Origin of the sequence: Streptomyces sp. V4I23, assembly GCF_030817975.1 — a bacterium.
Lineage (GTDB): Bacteria > Actinomycetota > Actinomycetes > Streptomycetales > Streptomycetaceae > Streptomyces.
Genome location: NZ_JAUSZW010000004.1, coordinates 4,503,832 through 4,519,091 on the forward strand (window position 1 = coordinate 4,503,832; position 15,260 = coordinate 4,519,091).

15 protein-coding genes and 1 pseudogene are annotated in these 15,260 nt (G+C 73.2%); 11 read left to right on the forward strand and 5 right to left on the reverse strand.

Annotated elements, in window-relative coordinates; all coding sequences use genetic code 11:
- The first annotated feature begins 26 nt into the window (after positions 1 to 26).
- The gene (locus QFZ82_RS22800; RefSeq protein WP_307714912.1) at positions 27 to 341 is read left to right on the forward strand and encodes a trypco2 family protein; all 315 of its coding nucleotides are present in this window, start codon (positions 27 to 29) and stop codon (positions 339 to 341) included.
- A gap of 15 nt (positions 342 to 356) precedes the next feature.
- On the opposite strand, the gene QFZ82_RS22805 is transcribed toward QFZ82_RS22800, so the two are convergent.
- The gene (locus QFZ82_RS22805) at positions 357 to 1,862 is read right to left on the reverse strand and encodes a zf-HC2 domain-containing protein (protein WP_307714913.1); all 1,506 of its coding nucleotides are present in this window, start codon (positions 1,860 to 1,862) and stop codon (positions 357 to 359) included.
- Positions 1,863 to 1,918: 56 nt separating this feature from the next.
- Positions 1,919 to 2,500 (reverse strand): RNA polymerase sigma factor, encoded by a 582-nt coding sequence (locus QFZ82_RS22810; RefSeq protein WP_307714914.1) that lies wholly within the window; start codon positions 2,498 to 2,500, stop codon positions 1,919 to 1,921.
- A gap of 277 nt (positions 2,501 to 2,777) precedes the next feature.
- On the opposite strand from QFZ82_RS22810, the gene QFZ82_RS22815 reads away from it, so the two are divergent.
- Positions 2,778 to 3,152 carry an STAS domain-containing protein gene (locus QFZ82_RS22815; RefSeq protein ID WP_307717809.1) on the forward strand — a complete coding sequence of 125 codons (375 nt, stop codon included), beginning with the start codon at positions 2,778 to 2,780 and terminating at the stop codon, positions 3,150 to 3,152.
- A 110-nt stretch (positions 3,153 to 3,262) separates the two neighbouring features.
- Positions 3,263 to 3,781 (forward strand): EF-hand domain-containing protein, encoded by a 519-nt coding sequence (locus QFZ82_RS22820; RefSeq protein ID WP_307714915.1) that lies wholly within the window; start codon positions 3,263 to 3,265, stop codon positions 3,779 to 3,781.
- Positions 3,782 to 3,832: 51 nt separating this feature from the next.
- Here QFZ82_RS22820 and QFZ82_RS22825 read toward each other — a convergent pair.
- Positions 3,833 to 5,324 (reverse strand): annotated as a pseudogene (locus QFZ82_RS22825) (class I adenylate-forming enzyme family protein).
- A gap of 142 nt (positions 5,325 to 5,466) precedes the next feature.
- Here QFZ82_RS22825 and QFZ82_RS22830 point away from each other — a divergent pair.
- The 4 genes from QFZ82_RS22830 (at position 5,467) to QFZ82_RS22845 (ending at position 9,549) form a co-directional block, all read left to right on the forward strand.
- Positions 5,467 to 6,660: an amidohydrolase family protein gene (locus QFZ82_RS22830; protein ID WP_307714916.1), complete on the forward strand. Its 1,194-nt coding sequence runs from the start codon at positions 5,467 to 5,469 to the stop codon at positions 6,658 to 6,660.
- The gene (locus tag QFZ82_RS22835; protein ID WP_307714917.1) at positions 6,660 to 7,793 is read left to right on the forward strand and encodes an acyl-CoA dehydrogenase family protein; all 1,134 of its coding nucleotides are present in this window, start codon (positions 6,660 to 6,662) and stop codon (positions 7,791 to 7,793) included. The genes QFZ82_RS22830 and QFZ82_RS22835 overlap by 1 nt, the downstream gene beginning before the upstream one ends.
- Positions 7,793 to 8,668, forward strand: a complete 876-nt coding sequence (locus tag QFZ82_RS22840; protein ID WP_307714918.1) for an acyl-CoA dehydrogenase family protein — start codon at positions 7,793 to 7,795, stop codon at positions 8,666 to 8,668. Before QFZ82_RS22835 ends, QFZ82_RS22840 begins: the two co-directional genes overlap by 1 nt.
- Before the next feature lie 377 nt (positions 8,669 to 9,045).
- Positions 9,046 to 9,549, forward strand: coding sequence for an ATP-binding protein (locus tag QFZ82_RS22845; RefSeq protein WP_307714919.1), 504 nt, complete (start codon positions 9,046 to 9,048; stop codon positions 9,547 to 9,549).
- Between the two features lie 15 nt (positions 9,550 to 9,564).
- Here QFZ82_RS22845 and QFZ82_RS22850 read toward each other — a convergent pair whose 3' ends face one another.
- Positions 9,565 to 10,491: a cyclase family protein gene (locus tag QFZ82_RS22850; RefSeq protein WP_307714920.1), complete on the reverse strand. Its 927-nt coding sequence runs from the start codon at positions 10,489 to 10,491 to the stop codon at positions 9,565 to 9,567.
- An 82-nt stretch (positions 10,492 to 10,573) separates the two neighbouring features.
- On the opposite strand from QFZ82_RS22850, the gene QFZ82_RS22855 reads away from it, so the two are divergent.
- The 3 genes from QFZ82_RS22855 to QFZ82_RS22865 are packed head-to-tail and all read left to right on the forward strand — an operon-like array spanning position 10,574 to position 12,678.
- The gene (locus QFZ82_RS22855) at positions 10,574 to 11,488 is read left to right on the forward strand and encodes an SDR family NAD(P)-dependent oxidoreductase (RefSeq protein WP_307714921.1); all 915 of its coding nucleotides are present in this window, start codon (positions 10,574 to 10,576) and stop codon (positions 11,486 to 11,488) included.
- A 12-nt stretch (positions 11,489 to 11,500) separates the two neighbouring features.
- Positions 11,501 to 11,632: a hypothetical protein gene (locus QFZ82_RS22860; RefSeq protein ID WP_307714922.1), complete on the forward strand. Its 132-nt coding sequence runs from the start codon at positions 11,501 to 11,503 to the stop codon at positions 11,630 to 11,632.
- Entirely contained in the window at positions 11,629 to 12,678 is a 1,050-nt protein-coding gene (locus QFZ82_RS22865) for a Zn-dependent alcohol dehydrogenase (protein WP_307714923.1), read from the forward strand. Before QFZ82_RS22860 ends, QFZ82_RS22865 begins: the two co-directional genes overlap by 4 nt.
- A gap of 145 nt (positions 12,679 to 12,823) precedes the next feature.
- Here the strand turns inward: QFZ82_RS22865 and QFZ82_RS22870 are convergent, their stop codons facing one another.
- Positions 12,824 to 13,810, reverse strand: a complete 987-nt coding sequence (locus tag QFZ82_RS22870; protein ID WP_307714924.1) for a GlxA family transcriptional regulator — start codon at positions 13,808 to 13,810, stop codon at positions 12,824 to 12,826.
- A 71-nt stretch (positions 13,811 to 13,881) separates the two neighbouring features.
- Between QFZ82_RS22870 and QFZ82_RS22875 the strand changes: the two genes are divergently transcribed.
- Positions 13,882 to 15,189 (forward strand): MFS transporter, encoded by a 1,308-nt coding sequence (locus QFZ82_RS22875; protein WP_307714925.1) that lies wholly within the window; start codon positions 13,882 to 13,884, stop codon positions 15,187 to 15,189.
- Positions 15,190 to 15,260: the final 71 nt, after the last annotated feature.

Below are 15,260 nucleotides of genomic sequence, written 5' to 3' on the forward strand. Positions count from 1 at the left end.
GATAACTACGGAAAGCGGGGGGCGCGATGGCCGAGCGTGACGAAACCGCGGTGGCGGGGCTGGCCGAGGTGATCGGCCAGGTCCGCGACGAGCTGGAGCGGGCCCAGCGCGCCGGCTCGGGCCGCGATCTGCGGTTCAGCGTGGAGAGCGTGCAGCTGGAGTTCGCCGTGCAGGTCAGGCGCGAGGCCACCGGGAGCGGCGAGCTGCGGATCGGCGTGCTGACGGCGGGCGGGGGCGGCACGAAGGGCCACGACCGCACCCACACCATCCAGATCCAGCTCAAGCCGCACGGACGCGACGGCAACCCGAACATCAGCGTCGGCGGCCTCGGGCCGCGGTAGCGGCTGCCCGCTGCCTCACAGCCGGCTCAGCGAGGCCGCCGCGAACAGCACGTCCCGGATCGCCTCCCGGTCACCGTCCTGGCCCGCCGCGGCCTCCTCCGGCGACACGTGCCCGGCGACGAGCCGGCAGAACTCGACGCCGTCGAGCGCCACCTGGGCCACCGAACGGTCGGGCGATCCGACGGCGGCCGGCGAGTCCAGGGCGATGTACCAGTTGCCCCCGCCGGACCCCTCGACCTCCAGGTGCAGCGAGCGTCCCGGTGCCCCGGCCGCCACCAGGTCGCGTACGGGCCCTGCGAGACCCGCGCGGCGCCGTTCGGCGAGGGCGGCCGGCAGCAGGCGCGCGGCGAGGTCGATCATCCGGTTGAGATGGGCGCCGCTCGGCGGCGCGTAGGGGTAGTCGACCGCGTCGGCGATGTCCTCGGCGTGGATCCAGCACTCGAAGGCCCGGTCGAGGAGCGAGTCGCGCAGCGGCAGGGCGAACGCCCCGTACGAGACGGACAGTTCGGTGACGTCCCGGCTCGCGAACGACACGGTGCGGATGAGGGCGTGGCTCTGGTCGCGCCAGGGCACGCGGATCGTGCGCGTGGGCGGCAGCTCGGCGCTGCTCCAGAACGCCTCCGTCCGCTCGGCGGGCCGCACGGGCGCGGCCCGGCCCAGCGGGTCGTCCAGACCGAGCGCGCCGGAGACCAGGCCGTCCACGCTCATCAGGTGGCCGATGACCCCGGCGACGGTCGTGCGCCGGTTGACCTGCCGGCCGCCCTCGAACCACTTCAGCCGCACGGGCGCGTGCCACTCGGACTCGCCGATGTCGCGCAGCAGCGCATCCAGCCGGGCGGTCTCGGCGTCGTACGGGTCGGCCCAGTCGGGCACGGGGATACGGGCGGGCCTGCGGCCCAGGCAGTTCTCCAGGACCTGGAAGCGCAGCAGCGGATCGAGGTCCAGGTCCCGATCGGTGTGCAGCAGGCCGACGGCGTCGCGCAGCCGCAGCGCCTCGTCGGCGCAGGGGGCGCACTCGCCGAGATGCTCCTCGACGGCGGCGGTCTCCTCCGCGGAACAGGCGGACAGGGCCCACGCGCCCAGCAGCGACTTGAGCACGCTGTGCGACACGGGGCCTTCGAGCGCCGCCGGCGCGGTGCCGTGCGCGGGTCCGGGCGCCGCGTCGTCGTTCGCCGCCCCGTCCGCGTCGGGCGCCTCGGCATCCGCGCCGGAGCCGGCTGCGGTGCGGTCGCCCGCGGGCTGCGCGCCGGGGACTGCCCTGGTCGGTGCGGGGCCCGGGGCCTGCGCGTCGGGATCTGCGCCTGCCCCGGACGCCCCCGGCGTCGAGCCCGTGTCCGCGTCGGACGGGAGCACGGGGCCGTCGTCGGCAGACTCCACGCCGTGCGTGTCATCGGGCGCGGCCGCGCCCGAGGTGTCCGCGGTGCCGGAGTCCTCGCGCGGCTCCGGCGGCGGACGGTACGCCTGCGGCGACAGGTCGTCCGCGGCCGGCCTGGGGGACGGTATGCGGGGAACGCCTCGCATCCCGTCCCCTCCCCGGTCGCGATCGCGTCCGTCGCCGCCGCCGTCGAGTGGCCCGCTCACAGTGCGCGTCCGTATCCGGGCGGTGACGACCCCTCCAGCGGGCGCGTGTGCGCGGTGGACAGCAGTTGCAGCCCCAGCCGCAGCCTGCGCCGCGCCTCGTCCTCCGTCACCCCGAGGTCGGCCGCGGTCTGCCGGTAGTCCCGGCGCTGGAAGTACGCCAGCTCCAGCGCCGCCCGCAGCGGAGCGGGCATCGACGTCACGATGTAGTCGGCGCGGGCGGCGACCGCCGCGCGCCGCACCTTCTGCTCGAGCTCCTCGGCGGTGCCTGCGCCGCCCCGGGCCAGGGCCGCGGCCTCGCTCTGGCGCAGCCGGTGCACGGCCTGCTTGTTGGTGAGCCGCGCCACCCAGGAGCGCATCGAGCCCTGTTTGGGGTCGAAGGCGTCCGGGTTCTCCCAGATGTAGCCGAAGACCTCGCGGGTGACCTGGTCGGCCGCCTCCTCGTCCTCCAGCACCCGGTGGGCCTGGCTGTGCACGAGCGCGGCGAACCGGTCGTACAGCTCCCCGAGCGCCGCGGCCTCGCCCCGCGCGAGCCGCTGCTGCATCTTGCGGTCCCAGCGCGGTGGTGCGTCCTTCGCCATGCGGCCCCCAGCCGTGTCGCCCTCGCAGTCCCCGGTCCGTGCCTCATTCGAATGTAGTGCGCCCCCTGACGTACGCACCCCTCTTTGCACCGAGTACGCCCCCGGTCGCGGCCGTGGATGGTAGGAGCCCGCCGGGCAGGGGCGCGGACACACGGGCCGGAGGGCGGAACTCCGGGTGAGATGCGTCGCGTTTCAGGGAGGGACGGCAGGGCAGTGGCCAGTGGAAGGACGGCTTCCGGTCTCCGGGCCGGCCGGTTCGACGAGAGGTCCGTACGTGATGATGCTCAAGGTGGCCGAGACCCGGCAGGGCGCGTGGACCGTGCTGCACGTCTGCGGCGAGCTCGATCTCGTGTCCTCGCCCGTGGTCCGCCAGCGGGTCCACGACGCGGTCGCGGCAGGCGACCGCGATGTGGTGCTCGATCTCTCCGAGGTCTTCTTCTGTGACTCCAGCGGCGTGGGGGTGCTCGTCGCCGCCCGCCGGCTGATGCGCTCCTGCCAGGGCAGGCTCCGGCTGATACTTCCCGCGCGCGGCGCCGAGGAGGGCTCGCACGTCAACAGGGTGCTGAGCGCGCTCGGCGTGCGCCGCCTGTTCGAGGTGTACGCGGACGCGCTCTCGGCGACGGACGACGACGCGCGGCCCCTCTCGGCGTGAGCCCGCGCGACGCGACCCCGTTCGGTCACCGGCGCGTCTTCCCGAAGTCGCCGCCCGGTAATTCACCGGGTGTGTACACGCGTCAGCGCCCGGGGCTCTACGCTCCCGCCATGGACAGCGCAGAGTACGAGCGGAAGATCGCTTCCCGCTTCGCCGCTTTCGATCAGGACGGCAACGGCTCCATCGACCGCGAGGACTTCAGCAAGGCCGCGGCCTCGGTCCTCGCCGAGTTCTCCGTGACGGCACGCTCCGTCAAGGGGCAGGCCCTCTACAGCGGCGCCGAGGCGTTCTGGCAGGGCATGGCCGGGATCGCCGACGTGGACGGGGACCAGCGGGTCAGCCGGCAGGAGTTCGTGACCGGCGCGGTGAAGCGGCTGCGCGACAACCCCCAGCGGTTCGGCGAGATCGCCCGCCCGTTCCTGCACGCCGTCGTCGCCGTCGCCGAGGAGGACGGCGCCGGTGTCACCCCCGCGTCGGCCGCCCGCGTGATGCGCGCCCTCGGCGTCGACGCGCCGGTCGCGGAGCAGGCCGCGGCGGCGCTGGACACGGACGGCGACGGCAGGATCTCCGAGGAGGAGATCCTGACGGCGTTCGCCGCGTACTGCGTCACCCCCGAGCAGCCCAGGTGACAAGACGGTCCCGGGCCGCCGGGCGCACTGGGCGGCCCCACCCCGCGCCGGTCAGGCGTAGCGCTCCCTGAGCCTGTACTTGAGCACCTTCCGCAGCGTCTCGTTGCGGGGGAGTGCGTCCACCACCTCCAGTTGTTCCGGCAGTTTGTGCACCGCCAGGCCCGATGACCGCAGGTGGGAACGGAGTTCCCCGAGCGTGGGGTCGTCCGCGCCCCGGGCACGTTCGACCACCGCGCAGACACGCTCGCCGCGTTCCGCGTCGGGCAGTCCGATCACCGCGGCGTCGCCCACCGCCGGATGCGTGTGCAGCAGGTCCTCGATCTCCTGGGCCGAGATGTTCTCTCCCTTGCGGATGATCACGTCCTTGGCCCGGCCGGTGAGCACGAGGTGGCCGCTGTCGGTGAGGTGGCCGAGGTCGCCCGTCCGCAGGAAGCCCTCGGAGTCGAACGGGCTCTCCGCGGCTCCCAGATAGCCCCGGCAGACGGCCTCGCCGCGGAGCCGGATCTCGCCGTCGATGATGCGGATCTCCATCCCGGCGGGCGGCCGGCCCTCGGTGCGGGCGAGGTTCTCGGGGGTGTCGTCGGGTGCGTTCATGGTGATCATGGGGACCTCGGTCATGCCGTAGCCGTGGGTGAGCGCGCAGCCCAGCTCGCTGACGACGGCGTGGTACAGCTCCGGCGGCTTGGGCGCGCCGCCGCCCGCGAGCAGCCGCAGGGTCGGGATGAGCTTCTCGCCGGGCCGCTTGCGCTGTTCGGCGAGGAACATCGCGTAGAACGCGGTGGAGCCGCCGGCCGTCGTGACGCCGTGCCTGCGGTACTCGGCCAGCGCGTCGGGCAGCGCGAACCGCTCGAAGAGGACCGCCGGGAACCCGTACAGCAGCAGCATCACGAGGTAGTCCAGGCCCCCGATGTGCGCGAAGGGAAAGGCGATCGAGCCGACGTCGTCGAGGGTCAGGCGCAGCGCGTGGGCGAGACACGAGCCACCCGCGATCAGGGAGCGGTCCGTGTGCAGGACGCCCTTCGGGTCGGACGTGGTGCCGGAGGTCCAGTAGATCCAGCGCACGCCGGTCCCCGACGAGGGCGGCTCGGGCAGCACGGCCGGGTCGCCGTCGGGCAGTGTCCCGTACGCCTCGAAGACGCCGCGCGCCCCGAGCCGTCCGGCCATCGCCGTGTGGTCGAAGCCCCGCCACTCACCGGGCACGGCGAAGAACTCCGCCTTGGACTCGCGCAGCGCGAAACCGGTCTCGCGGTCCCGGTAGAAGGGGATCACGGGGCTCTGCACGGCGCCGATCCTGGCGAGGGCGACGGTCAGCAGCACGGTCTCGATGCGGGTGGGCAGCTGCCAGGCGACGACCGTGCCGGGGCGTACGCCCATGCCGTACAGCCCGGCCCGCGACCCGCTCGGCGCGCTCGCGCAGCCCGCCGAAGCTGAGGGTGCGCTCCTCCTGGAGAAGGACGGGGCGGCCCGGGGTGAGCGCGGCGCGCCGGTCGACGAGCTCCCACAGGGTGCGTGACGCGCCGAGTGCGTGTGCGGTCTCGTTCATCGCCGGACCTCCGTAACTGACGGGTAGTCAGATGGTGCGCAGAGCGTAGGGCTCCGCGCCTTGTCGGTCCAGGGGTGCGGGACTAGCCTGGGAGCTGACGAACCGTCAGAAACGGTCGAACCCGTCCGCAGCGGAGGCCCCGGTGGAACAGGAACTGCCCCGGATCGTGAGCGTCGACGACCATGTGATCGAGCCCGCGCACCTCTTCGAGACCTGGCTGCCGGCCCGGTACCGCGACCGCGGGCCCAAGCCCCTGACCGCGGGGATCGGCGAGCTCGCCTACGTGGGCGGCAAATACCGCATCACGATGGACCCGGACGGGCCGCCGGCCGACTGGTGGATCTACGAGGACCTGAAGTTCCCGTACAAACGCAACATCGCCGCCGTCGGCTTCGACCGCGACGACATGACGCTGGAGGGGATCACACGCGCGGAGATGCGCCCCGGGTGCTGGGACCCGACGGAACGGCTCAAGGACATGGATCTCAACCATGTCGAGGCGTCCCTGTGCTTTCCCACCTTCCCCCGCTTCTGCGGGCAGACCTTCGCCGAGGCCCACGACAAGGAGGTCGCCCTCGCCTGCGTGCGCGCCTACAACGACTGGATGGTCGAGGAGTGGTGCGGCGACAGCGGCGGCCGGCTCGTCCCCCTGTGCATCGTCCCGCTGTGGGACGTCGGCCTCGCGGTGGCGGAGATCGGGCGGAACGCCGCGCGGGGCGTGAGGGCGGTGACCTTCTCCGAGATCCCGACCCACCTCGGGCTCCCGTCCATCCACTCAGGGTACTGGGACCCCTTCTTCGCCGCCTGCCAGGACACCGGCACGGTCGTCAACATGCACATCGGGTCCAGCTCCCAGATGCCCGCCGCGTCCCCCGACGCCCCGCCCGCCGTCCAGGCGTCGCTCAGCTTCAACAACGCCATGGCCTCGATGACGGACTTCCTCTTCAGCGGCGTCCTGGTGAGGTTCCCCCGGCTCACGCTCGCCTACAGCGAGGGGCAGATGGGCTGGATCCCGTACGCCCTCGAACGGGCCGACGACGTGTGGGAGGAGCACCGCGCCTGGGGCGGTGTGCGCGACCTGATCCCCGAACCGCCCTCCACCTACTACTACCGGCAGATCTTCTGCTGCTTCTTCCGCGACAAGCACGGCATCGCCTCGATCGACACCGTCGGCCGCGACAACGCCACCTTCGAGACCGACTACCCGCACGTCGACTCGACCTTCCCGCACACCAAGGAGGTCGCGCTCGACCACGTGAAGGACCTCGACGACGAGACGGTGTACAAGCTCATGCGGGGCAACGCGATCCGCATGCTCGGCCTGGACCTCGTCTGATGGACCTGGGCAGTACGGCCGAGGAGGAGGAGTTCCGGGCCCGGCTGCGCGCCTGGCTCGCCGTCGCCCTCCCGAAGCTCCCGCCGAAGCCGCCGCCGGAGGACTGGCCGGCCCGGCGCGCGTACGACACCGCCTGGCAGCGCGCGCTGTACGACGCCGGGTACGGGGACGTGCACACGAACGCCCCGCCCGCCCTGCGGCTGGTCTTCCTGGAGGAGACGGAGCTCGCCGGCGCCCCCTACGTCGGCGCCAACTTCGTCGGACTGCTCCACGCCGGGCCCACCATCGCCGCCGAGGGCACCCCCGGACAGCGGGAGCGCTGGCTGACGCCGATCCTGCGCGGCGACGAGATCTGGTGCCAGGGCTTCAGCGAACCGGACGCCGGCTCCGACCTCGCCGCGCTGCGCACCCGCGCCGTCCGCGACGGCGACGACTACGTCGTGACCGGCTCCAAGATCTGGACCTCGCACGCGGAGGTCGCCGACTGGTGCGAACTCCTCGTCCGCACCGGCTCCGACACCCGCGGACACCGCGGCATCACCTGGCTCGCGATGCCGATGGACGCCCCCGGCATCACCGTGCGGCCGCTGCGCACCCTTGCCGGATCGGCCGAGTTCGCCGAGGTGTTCCTCGACGAGGTGCGGGTGCCGGCGGCCAACCGGGTGGGCGAGGAGAACGACGGCTGGCGGGTCACCATGATCACGCTCTCCTTCGAGCGCGGCACCGCCTTCGCCGGAGAGGTCGTCGCCTGCCGCCGCACCCTGGCCCGTCTGGCCCGCGCGGCCCGCGACAACGGCCGCTGGGACGACACCGTGCTGCGTCGCAGACTGGGCAGGCTGCACGCCGAGTTCGCCGCTCTGTGGCGGCTCGTGCAGTGGAACGTGAGCGAGGCCGCCGCCACCGGCGGCGTCCCCGGCACCGGCGGCTCCGTCTTCAAGCTCCGCTACTCGCACGCCCGTCAGGAGCTGTACGACGCGGCCGCCGACGTCCTCGGCCCCGACGCGTTCGACCTCGGCCACGACTGGACGCGCGACCGGCTCTCCTCCCTGTCGTACACGATCGCCGCCGGCACCTCGCAGATCCAGCGGAACATCGTCGCCGAGCGGATACTCGGCCTGCCGAAGGGGCGCTGATGGACTTCCGGCTCACCGACGACCAGCGGGCCCTGCGCGCGGGCGTGCGTGCCCTGCTGTCCGCCCGCTTCGACGGCGATGCGCTGCGCGCCGCTGTGGCGGAGCCCCGGCTCGACCGCGGGCTGTGGCGGGAGTTGGGGGCCGCCGGATTCTTCTCCCTGCGGCTTCCGGAGGCGGACGGCGGCGTCGGACTGGGCCTCCCGGAGGCGGTTCTCGCCTTCGAGGAGGCCGGCCGGGCCCTGCTGCCGGGCCCGTTGGTCGCCACGCACCTCGCGGCGGGCCGGATCCCCGGCGCCGCCACCGGCGAGACGGTCGTCACCGCGTCCGACGGCGCGCTCGTGCCCTGGCTGGACGCCGCCGACGCCGTTCTCGGGGAGCTCACCGAACCCTTGCCCGTACGGTCCCTCGACCCGCTGACGCCCCTGCACCGGGACACCGGCGGGCGCGGCGGGCCGCCCGACCCCGTCGCGGTGCTGCTCACCGCCGCCGAACAGCTCGGTTCGGCGGTCAGGACGACGGACACGGCCGCGCGATACGCCCGCGAGCGCACCCAGTTCGGCCGGCCCATCGGCTCCTTCCAGGCCGTGGCGCACCTGTGCGCCGGCATGCTCGTCCGCACGGAACTCGCCCGCTGCGCCGTCTACGCCGCGGCCGTCACCGCCGACCCCGTCGACATCGGCGGGGCCAAACTCCTCGCCGACGACGCGGCCGTGCAGGGAGCGCGGGACTGTCTCCAGGTCTTCGGCGGGACGGGCTTCACCTGGGAGTCGGACGTCCATCTCCATCTCAAGCGCGCCTGGTTGCGGGCCGGGACGTGGCTCACGGCGGCGGAGGCGCAGGAGACGCAGGCACAGGCATTGGCCTCAGCACTGTGAAGAGTCACCGAGCGTCGATATCGGGTTGTGTCCTTCGGGCGACTCGTCACGGCCCGGAGTCGTCATGCCGCTCCGGTACGCTCCATCAGATGCGAGTCGCTGCGAGGACGAGGCGTCACGGTGCGGCCGGTCCGGCCGGTCCGGGCCTGCCGATGCGCGCTGATCGGCCGGTGCGTGTGCGGACTGCGAGCCTGTGTTCGACTCCCCGCGAGGTGCGTCGCACAGTATGCACCATGGGTACTCCGTCACGCTGGAATATGCCCGAAGCGCTTGTTGTGGTGACAGAACGTCAACCATGCTGTCCTGCAAGGGAATCACGTTCCGTGATGACTGTGAGGCGCAAGGCGATGTGTCCGCCGGTTCGGATGGTGTGAGCGGTGCAGGTGCTTCAGGTGCAGTTGGAGGTCGGGCCCGATCCCGCGGAGGTGGGGCGGGCGCGCAGGTGGGCCCGTTCACGCCTCGTGCGGTCAGGGGTGGGTGACGACGAGGCGCTGGCCGAGACGTTGATCCTGCTGATCTCGGAGCTCGTGACCAACGCCGTGGTGCACACGGGGTGTCCGGCGGTGCTGCGGATGCTGTTCGGCGGGAGTCCCGCGGAGGTGGGGACCGTGCGGGTCGAGGTCGCCGACAGCAGCGCCTGCCCGCCTCTGCGCCGGCGCGCGGAGGGCGAGGACACGAACGGCCGCGGGCTCGAACTCGTCGACGGGCTCGCGGATCGCTGGGGCTGGCGTGCGGAGGGCGCGGGCAAGTCCATCTGGTGCGAGGTGGACCGATGTCCCCGTCCCGTACGGGAGGCGCCGCACGCGGGGCCGCGCGTGCACGAGGTGACGTACGGGATCGGGTCGTACGGCACGCTGCGCGCGACGGCGCGCGGTGCCTGACGCCTGAGGCCCCGTCTAGAGGACGGCCACCGGAGCGACGGGCGTGCCGGTGCCGCCGACGAACGGTTCCGGCATGGCGCACAGCAGGAAGGCGTGACGCCCCAGTTCCGCGCAGGCCGCGGACAGCTCCTCCAGGTTCCAGTTCTGACCCTGGAGCAGGCCCATCTCCACCAGGTGGAGCGCGTGCACGGGCAGCCAGAGGTTCTCGATCTCCGGCGGGAAGATCTCGAAGGCGAGCGTGTCGTTGGCGACGGCCGCGACGTCACGGGTGTGGAACCACTCGGGTGTGCGGACGGACAGGCCGGGCGAGGGATAACCGTAGCCGTGCCTGTCCCCCTCCAGCAGGCGTCGCATCTGCCCCGTCCGTACGAGGACGAGGTCACCGGACCGGACCGTGACCCGGCCGAACTCCGCGGCCTCGTCCAGGTCCTCGGGCGTGACGGCGTGGTCGCCGGGCAGCGCGTCCATGCCCTTCGCGCGGGCGACGTCGAGCAGGACGCCCCGTGAGACGACCGGCGGGACGGTGCCGATGCCGCTGAAGCCGGCGCCGCCGTGGGGGGTGATGGAGGCGGCGGGGCGGCCGTTGTAGAGCACGCCCGAGTGCGAGGCGTGGGGGAGCGCGTCCCAGTGCGTCGCGCACTGCAGCCCCATCGTCACCACGTCGTCGCTGGTGGCGACGGTGCCGGGGCCGAAAAGCTCCTGGTTGATCTGCACCATGGTGTGCAGGGGGTTGACGCGCCCCGGAATGACGCCGGTCTGGACGCCGTCCTGCCGGAGCGGGAGCGCGAGCGGGACGCGCAGCCCCTGCGTGACGGTGGCGACGGCGTCCCGCACGGCGGCCGGGGTGATCAGGTTCAGTGTGCCGATCTCGTCGTCGGCCCCCCACCGCCCCCAGTTGTTGACACGTTTGGCGATCTCGTGGAACTCGGCCGGCAGGGACATGGCGCCTCCTGGGGCTTGTGCTCGGCTGTCCGACGGGCCAAGAATCTAACGGTCCGTCAGATTTCTCGGGAAGGGGCCGGGCGTGGGGAACTTCTTGGCAGACAAGGTGGTTGCCGTGACCGGCGCGGGACGCGGCATCGGACGCGCGGTCGCCCGCGCCGCCGCGGCCGAGGGCGCGAAGGTCGTCGTCAACGACTACGGCGTCTCCGTCGCGGGAGGCGAACCGACGAGCGAGATAGCGGCGGGCGTCGTCAAGGAGATCGAGGCGGCGGGCGGCGACGCGGTCGGGGTCGCCGACGACATCTCCACGATGGCGGGCGGGCAGCGGGTCGTCGACGTCGCGCTGGAGCGGTACGGGCGGCTCGACGGGGTCGTGTGCGTGGCCGGGATCCTGCGCGAGCGGATGCTGTTCAACATGACCGAGGAGGAGTGGGACCCGGTCGTCGCCACCCATCTCAAGGGCACGTTCACCGTCTTCCGGGCGGCGTCCGCGGTGATGCGGCGGCAGGGAGCGGGCACGCTGATCGGCTTCACCAGCGGCAACCACCAGGGATCGGTGTCCCAGGCCAACTACGCGGCGGCGAAGGGCGGCGTCATCTCGCTGGTCCGCAGCGCGGCGCTCGGCCTCCACAAGTACGGCGTCACGGCGAACGCGGTGGCCCCCGTCGCCCGCACCCGCATGTCGGCGAACGTCCCCGTGGAACTGACCGGGATCGGCGACCCGGAGGACGTGGCGGCGCTCGTGGTCTACCTGCTCTCCGCCGCCGCGCACGCGGAGGGCATCACGGGCCAGGTGTACACGGTGGCCGGCCCCAAGATCGCGGTCTGGGCCCAGCCGAGAGAGCTCCGCGCGGCGTACGCGGAGGGCGGCGCCTGGACGCCGGAACGCATCGCCCGCACCCTCCCGGGCACGGTGGGCACGGACCCGATGCCGCTGCTGTCGCATGTCGCCGCCATGTCCGCAGCGGCGGCCCAGGGCGCCCGCCCGAACGCGTGACAGGAGCACCCCATGAACGTCGACGTCGTCAGCGGTGACCCCGCCTTCCGGGCCGCCGGCACCGTCCACGGCGGCTCGCACGAGATCCGGCGCACCGTCGTCGCCGAGCACGCGCTCGGCCTTCCCAAGGAGCCGAGGCCATGAGAGGCGTGGTGTTCGACGGCACGCGGGCGCAGGTCGTCGACGACCTGGAGGTACGCGATCCCGGTCCCGGCGAGGTCCTCGTCGCGATCGCCGCCGCCGGGCTGTGCCACAGCGACCTGTCGGTGATCGACGGAACGATCCCCTTCCCTTCCCCGGTCGTCCTCGGCCACGAGGGCGCGGGGATCGTCGAGGCGGTCGGCCCCGGTGTCGGCCATGTCGCGCCCGGCGACCACGTCTGCCTGTCGACCCTCGCGAACTGCGGGACGTGCGCCGACTGCGACCGGGGGCGCCCGACGATGTGCCGGCGTGCGATCGGCCGCCCCGGCCGGCCGTTCTCGCGCGGCGGCACGCCGGTGTTCCAGTTCGCCGCCAACTCCGCCTTCGCCGAGCGCACGGTCGTCAAGGCCGTGCAGGCGGTGAGCATCCCCGCCGACATCCCCCTCGCCTCCGCCGCGCTCATCGGCTGCGCGGCCCTCACCGGCGTCGGCGCCGTACTGAACCGGGCCGGGACCGGACGCGGCGAGACCGTCGTCGTGATCGGCGCCGGCGGCATCGGGCTCAATGTCGTCCAGGGCGCCCGTATCGCGGGCGCGTCCGCGATCGTCGCGGTCGACGCCAACCCGGCGAAGGAGGCGATGGCGCGCCGGTTCGGCGCGACGGACTTCCTCACCTCCGCCGGCGCCGTGCGGGACGTCCTGCCGACCGGCGCCGACCACGTCTTCGAGTGCGTCGGAAGCCCCGCGCTGGTCAGGCAGGCGATCGACCTCCTCGACCGGCGCGGGCAGGCGGTCCTGCTGGGCATGACCCCACCCGCGGCGGAGGCCACGTTCCTGCCGGCGTCGCTGTTCCTGGACAAGTCGGTCCTCGGCTGCCGTTACGGGTCGTCGCGGCCGCAGCACGACATCGCGCTCTACGCCGAGCTGTACCGGCGGGGCGAGCTGCTGCTCGACGAACTCGTCACCGAGACCTACCCGGTCGAGGACTTCGCGAAGGCGGCGGACGACGCGCACCACGGGCGGGTGGCGCGCGGGGTGCTGACCTTCTGAGCCGGGCGCACCCCCGCCGTACGGCGCACCCCCGCCGTACGGCGCACCCCCGCCGTACGGCGCACCCCCGCCGTACGGCGCACCCCCGCCGTACGGCGCGCAGGCGCCGCCCGGCGGCGGGTGCCGAACCCCGGGGACGGCCCGGTCAGTTGCTTCCCGCCGCCGCGCGGAACGTCCGGCGGTAGACCGTCGGAGGCACCCCCAGCGCCGACTGCAGGTGCTGGCGCATCGACTGGGCCGTGCCGAAGCCCGCGTCCCGCGCGACCTGGTCCACCGACAGGTCCGTGGACTCCAGCAGGTGCCGGGCCCGCTCCACGCGCTGCTGGGTGATCCACTGGCCGGGGCTGACGCCGGCCTCCTCGCGGAAGCGCCGCGTGAAGGTCCGTACGGACATCGACTCCTGCGCGGCCATGTCGCGCAGCTGGATCGGCTCGTGGAGGCGGGCGAGCGCCCAGGCGCGGGCCGCGGTGGTGGTCGCCATCTGCGGTTCGGGGAGGGGGCGGTGGATGAACTGGGCCTGGCCGCCGTCCCGGTGCGGCGGGACCACCGTGCGGCGCGCGACCTCGTTGGCGACGGCCGTGCCGTGGTCGCGGCGCACGATGTGCAGGCACAGGTCGATCCCGGCCGCGACGCCCGCCGAGGTGAGCACGTCGCCGTCGTCGATGAACAGGACGTCGGCGTCGACCCGTACGGACGGGAACAGCCGCTGGAAGTGCTCGGCCGACGACCAGTGCGTGGTGGCGGGCCGGCCGTCGAGGTAGCCCGCCGCGGCGAGGACGTAGCCGCCGGTGCAGATCGAGACCATGCGGGTGCCCGGCCGGAGGTACGCGAGGGCCGCGGCCAGCTCGTCGGTGAGGCGTCCCTCCTCGTAGACGGGCCCGAGCTCGTACGAGGCGGGGACCACGACCGTGTCGGCGGTGGCCAGCACCTCGGGGCCGTGCCCGACGGTCACCGCGAAGTCGGCGTCCGTCCGGACCGGGCCCGCGGTGAGAGCACACGTGAGGATCTCGTACAGGAGACGGCCCTCGGCGTCTTTGGCGCGGCCGAAGATGCGGTGCGGAATGCCCAGCTCGAAGGGGAGCAGCCCGGTCAGCGCCAGGACCACCACCCGATGCCTTCTCACCTCGGTCATGGCCCGATCCTAGCGAATGCTGTCCTTCGGGCCACTCGTTGTGCGCGGTACGAACGCCGAAGCTGTGTGACGTGACCCAGACAACCGCCCCGCACACCGGCTCCCAGCAGCCCCTTCGCCGTCCTCCTCGTGTCCACCGCGCGTGGTTCGTCGCCGCCGTCACCTTCGTGACGATCATCGGCGCCGCCGCCTTCGCCTCCCTGCCGGGCCTGCTGATCGAGCCGCTGCACTCGGAGTTCGACTGGTCGCGCGGGACGATCGGGTTCGCCGTCTCGGTGAACCTCGCGCTGTACGGGCTCACCGCGCCGTTCGCCGCGGCGCTCATGGACCGGTTCGGTATCCGCCGGGTCGTCGCGGTCGCCCTCTCCGTGATCGCGGCGGGCTCCGTCCTCACGGTGTGGATGACCGAGCCGTGGCAGTTCGTCCTGTACTGGGGCATCCTCGTCGGCCTCGGCTCCGGCTCGATGGCGCTCGCGTTCGCCGCGACCGTCACCAACCGCTGGTTCGTCAAGCGCCGGGGCCTGGTCACCGGCATCCTCACCGCGGCGGGCGCGTCCGGGCAGCTCGTCTTCCTGCCCCTGCTGTCCTGGCTGGTGGAGCACCACGAGTGGCGGCCCGCAGCGGTCACCGTCGCGCTCGCGGCGGTCGCCGTCGTCCCGTTCGTATGGCTGCTGCTGCGCGACCACCCGGCCGACGTGGGCCTCGCGGCATACGGCGCCGAGGGCTTCACGCCCAAGCCCGACCCCGTGCCGGGGGCGGCCCGCCGCGCGCTCACCGTCCTGTTCAAGGCGGCTCGCACCGGCCCGTTCTGGCTGCTCGCCGGCACCTTCGCGATCTGCGGCGCCTCGACGAACGGCCTGGTCAAGACTCACTTCGTGCCGGCGGCCCACGACCACGGCATGCCGATCACGGCGGCCGCGTCGCTGCTCGCCGTCATCGGCGTCTTCGACGTCGTCGGCACCATCGCGTCCGGCTGGTTCACGGACCGCTTCGAGGCGCGCAGGCTGCTCGCGGTCTACTACGCGCTGCGTGGCGTCTCGCTCCTCTTCCTGCCGATGCTGCTTGCGCCGTCCGTGCAGCCGCCGATGATCTTCTTCATCGTCTTCTACGGCCTGGACTGGGTGGCCACGGTTCCGCCGACCATCGCCCTGTGCCGCGAGCACTACGGCGAGGACAGCGCGATCGTCTTCGGCTGGGTCCTCGCCTCCCACCAGGTGGGCGCGGCGGTGGTGGCGTTCGCCGGGGGTGTGGCGCGCGACGTGTTCGGCTCGTACGACGTGGTCTGGTACGCCTCGGGGGCGCTGTGCGCGGCGGCGGCGCTGATGGCCCTCGTCATCCGCCGCAGGCCGCTGCCGAAGGTGACGCCGGCGGCCGTGTAGGAAACCCCGCCGGGCCCCGGGTATCTGCTGCGCACGGACACGGGCCGGCCCCCTGCCGGAGCAGACCCCGC